The following is a 4,313-nucleotide window of genomic DNA, read 5'->3' on the forward strand; positions in this document are numbered from 1 at the left end:
AGGCTGCTCACAGGCATCATATAGGGAACTGACGGCACAGGCCGAAGGCAGAGGTTCTTGCGAATGAAATCTGCCGCTGCAAGATATTGCGGGCTGTCTTTGCCTGTCATTGGCGGCGCCCCCATGTCCACCGGCACGCGCTGAATCAGTAGTTCTTCATGGCGAGGTGCGGCATGCCCCCGTCGAGAAATTCATCGCCGAACGCAGTGAACCCGAATTTTTCATAGAGCGCGATCTTGTCGCTTTGAGCCGTCAGGGAAAAGCGATTGTCGCGTGCCGTGTGATGGGCCTTCATCCCAAAGCGGATCATCGCGCTTGCGATGCCATGGCCGCGCCATTGCGCTCCGACGGCCACGCGCCCGATCTTCACGTGATCGTCGAGATAGACGAGCCGAAGCGTGCCCGCGACTTCGCCGGCCTGGATGGCGACGATATGGTGGGCGCTTAAGTCGGCCTCATCGAATTCTTCATCGGCAGGCACATTCTGCTCACCGATGAAGACGGAGCGCCGCAACTTGAAAGCTTCGTTGCACAAGGTGCTGAAGAGCGGAACGGATAAAATCACGATCTCTGTCATGGCTGCCTCCTCGGAGAGTATTAACGGAAGGCGCCAATTGTCGGTCCGTCTCTCCTCAACCCTGCTTCTTCTTAGCGAACTTGCCCTTCTGCGCGAAGCCTCCCTTGTCTTCGAATTTAGGTTTCCCCGCTGCCTTGCCCCAAGGCTTGGGGTCGCGTTTCTCGCTGTGATCGCCGGTTACGGGAGCTGTCTTACCCTTGAAATCCTTTTTGAAATTGCCTTTAGGGCGATCGTCATAGGATGTCTCGTCACGCCGCTCGCCGAACGTCTTCTTGCCGGCATAAGGCTTTGCAGTAACCGGACGGCTGAAATCCGGGGTACCGTTCAGACGCGTCACGCGGATGCCGCGCTCCATCGTCTTGTTCGGCCCGACCGCTTGCTGAAAAGCTTCGGCGCTATCGGCAGAAATTTCCACATAGGTCTCTTCCGGCTGCATCTTGATCGCACCGATCTCCCGTTTCGTCAGATTGCCGTTGCGGCAGAGCATCGGGATCAGCCAGCGCGGTTCGGCATTCTGCTTGCGGCCGACGGAAACCGAGAACCAGACGCTCGGACCAAAGTCGTCACGCGGGCCCTTTTGGCTCGGCTCCCGCGGCTCAAAGGCATTATCGCGGCGTTGACGCTTGCGGTCGCCCTCGATCGAGACTTCGATCAGATCTTCCGGCGCCGATTGATTGGAGCGATAGAGGCGCACGAAGGCCGCGGCAAGCTTCTCTGCGCCGTGATTTGCAATGAGCTGGCCGACCAGTGCTTGATCTTCGTCGCGCCCCGGCTCGCTGAGGATCGGGTCGGCAAGCAGGCGCTCGTCGTCGCGGCGCATCACATCTTCGGCCGACGGCGGAAGAGCCCAGGTGGCGGCAATCCCGGCGGCATCGAGAATGCGCTCGGCCTTGCGGCGGGCATTGAGAGGCACGATCAGTGCGCTGACACCCTTGCGCCCTGCTCGGCCGGTGCGGCCGCTGCGATGCAGCAGCGTTTCCGGATTCGTCGGCAGGTCGGCATGGATGACGAGGTCGAGGCCTGGAAGGTCGATCCCGCGGGCGGCAACATCCGTTGCGATGCAGACGCGGGCGCGGCCGTCGCGCATAGCCTGCAGAGCGTGCGTCCGCTCGTTCTGCGTCAGTTCGCCGGAGAGTGCTACGACCGCGAAATTGCGGTTGTTGAAGCGGGCCGTCAGATGATTGACCGCGGCGCGCGTCGAACAGAAGACAATGGCGTTAGTCGCCTCATAGTAGCGCAGGACATTGATGATCGCATTTTCGCGGTCAGCCGGCGCAGCGGCAAGCGCGCGGTATTCGATATCGACATGCTGCTTCTCTTCGGTCTGCGTCGAAATACGCACGGCGTCGCGCTGGTAGCTCTTGGCGAGCTTGGCGATGGCGGAGGAAACAGTTGCCGAGAACATCAGCGTCCGGCGGTCGTCGGGTGCCGCTTCAAGGATGAACTCCAGATCTTCACGGAAGCCGAGGTCGAGCATCTCGTCCGCCTCGTCGAGCACGACGGCCTTTAATGCGGACATATCGAGAGCTTTGCGGCGGATATGGTCGCAAAGACGTCCGGGGGTGCCGACGACGATATGAGCGCCGCGTTCCAGTGCACGGCGCTCGCTGCGGATATCCATACCGCCGACGCAGCTGACAATCAGCGCACCGGTCATCTCGTATAGCCACTCGAGCTCGCGCTTCACCTGTAAGGCAAGTTCGCGGGTCGGCGCGATCACAAGCGCCAGCGGTTCGGCGGCGGGTGCAAAGCGCTCCTCGCCTTCGAGCAGCGTCGGCGCGAGCGCAAGGCCGAAGGCGACGGTCTTGCCCGAGCCGGTTTGCGCCGAAACCAGCGCATCCGAAGCGACAAGTGCCGGATCGAGCATGGCTTTCTGAACGGGGGTCAGCGCTGCATAGCCGCGCTTTGCCAACGCCTTGGCGATCGCCGGGACGACGCTGTTGAGATCTGTCATCTGTCTGTCTTTCGGAATATCGGGCGCAGAAGCGCCGTGGCCGGAACCTGCCGGCAGAACGGTTGGCGCGTTCCTACCCGCTAAGACGGCAAATGTCAAAGCGGCAATGTCAGCCGGCGCAGCGCCACAGCCAGACGTCGATGCTGCCGGAGCGGCCGCGGATTTTCGTCTCCAGCGGACCTTCGAGTGGACCGGCCGGCAAGGGAGGGCCGGTGCCGGCGGATGCTGCGCGGACAAGTGCCGCGCTGAAGGCTACCTCAGCGCCGCGACTGGCTGCAACTTCCATCAGGCGGCTGGCGACATTGACGGTGTCGCCGGTCGCGGTGATCTGCTGGCGATCGCCGGTGCCGAGGCGCGAGGCGACGACCGCCCCGCAATGGGCGCCGATCTTGAAGCCGATCTTCCGTCCCCCTTGGAGAGCTGTGTGCGAATCGAGCCAGGAGCGCATGCGATCTGCGAGCGCCAGTGCGCAGGCGGCGGCGCGCGAAGCGTCGTCTTCGGCCGGGTGCGGCAGCCCGAACAGGATCATCGCACCATCGCCCATGAAGCTCGTGATCGCCCCGCCATGTGCCCGCGCCTCCTGGTCGGCTATCTCGAAAAAGCCGCTCAAGACCTCCCGCACGGTTACCGCTCCGACCGCTTCACTAAGCCCGGTAAAGCCCGAGAGATCGATGAAGACCACGGCAGCATCCTGCCGGACTGGCTCGGCAAGGAAGGATGGATCGCGTGCGAGCCATTCTCCAAGGCCGGGTGCTTCGATGCGTTGCAGGAGCTCGCTTTGGGCAGCGAAATGGCGCACCTGGCGGCGTCCGAGAAGGAGTTGGGCTGCGCCGAAGATGAGAACCGGAGGCAACGCGGCGGCGACCGGCAACGCTGCGCTCAGCCAATAGCCTGCCTTGAACATGGCAAGATTGATGGTCGCCCAGACCACAAAAACGAGAGCGATCAAGACGAAACCGATCAGGCTGCGCCGCCAGGCTATCAGGCCGACGAGCGCAAGCGGCAGAAGCACCGCGACCGTGGCGTCGAGCCGACGAATATTGTGATCGCGGACGATGCTATCTCCGGCGATCAGATGCGCGATCGCGGTAGAAATGACCTCGACCCCGGGAAGAACCGGATCGAAAGGCGTCGGAAAAACGTCGCCACCGGCGGTGACGGTTGCGCCGATAACGACGACGCGATTCTCGATCGCGTCTGCAGGCACCTTGCCATCGAGCGCATCCATCAGGCTGAAAGTTGGGATTGTCCGGCGCGGGCCGTAGAAGGTAAGCGGCAGGCGCTGACCAGTATCGGTCGGAATATGCCTGTCGGCAAAGGAAATGCTGCCCGGCTGGAAGGCCGGATCGCGATCGAGCGCCAGCGACGCCGCGCGTAGCGGAAACGACGGATCCACACGCCCGGCGCTGCGCGAGATCAGCGGAATGAAGCGGGGGACGCCCGTCTCATCCGTTGCGACATTAACGACGCCGGTAGCGGCGATATCGGAAAAACGCTTGAGAGGAAGGAGCAGGCTGTCGGCGACCGGAATGCCTGAAAGCGGATCGTTCGGATCGCTTGTCACCATCTGCTTGCTTTCCGGAAAGACGGCGGCAGCCGCGATGACAGAGGGCACCAGGCTGAGGGCCGATGCAAGTGCGACATCGCCTTCCTCGGTGCCGGGGTCGAGCAAGAGCAGATCACCCCCCCCCCCCCCCCCCCCCCCCCCCCCCCCCCCCCCCCCCCCCCCCCCCCCCCCCCCCCCCCCCCCCCCCCCCCCCCCCCCCCCCCCCCCCCCCCCCC

General features: G+C 63.5%; 3 protein-coding genes. All 3 read right to left on the reverse strand.

Annotation, left to right across the window (positions count from 1 at the left end; all coding sequences use genetic code 11):
* Positions 1-145: 145 nt before the first annotated feature.
* Positions 146-577 (reverse strand): GNAT family N-acetyltransferase, encoded by a 432-nt coding sequence (locus C9413_RS28475; RefSeq protein WP_170251235.1) that lies wholly within the window; start codon positions 575-577, stop codon positions 146-148.
* A 55-nt stretch (positions 578-632) separates the two neighbouring features.
* Complete coding sequence (locus C9413_RS28480; RefSeq protein ID WP_039844931.1) at positions 633-2,531, reverse strand: DEAD/DEAH box helicase; 1,899 nt, start codon at positions 2,529-2,531, stop codon at positions 633-635.
* A gap of 109 nt (positions 2,532-2,640) precedes the next feature.
* On the reverse strand, positions 2,641-4,313 hold a 1,673-nt coding region (locus tag C9413_RS28485), incomplete at its 5' end, for an adenylate/guanylate cyclase domain-containing protein (RefSeq protein ID WP_210263642.1).

Origin of the sequence: Rhizobium sp. SEMIA 4085, assembly GCF_013004495.1 — a bacterium.
GTDB classification, from domain to species: domain Bacteria; phylum Pseudomonadota; class Alphaproteobacteria; order Rhizobiales; family Rhizobiaceae; genus Rhizobium; species Rhizobium gallicum.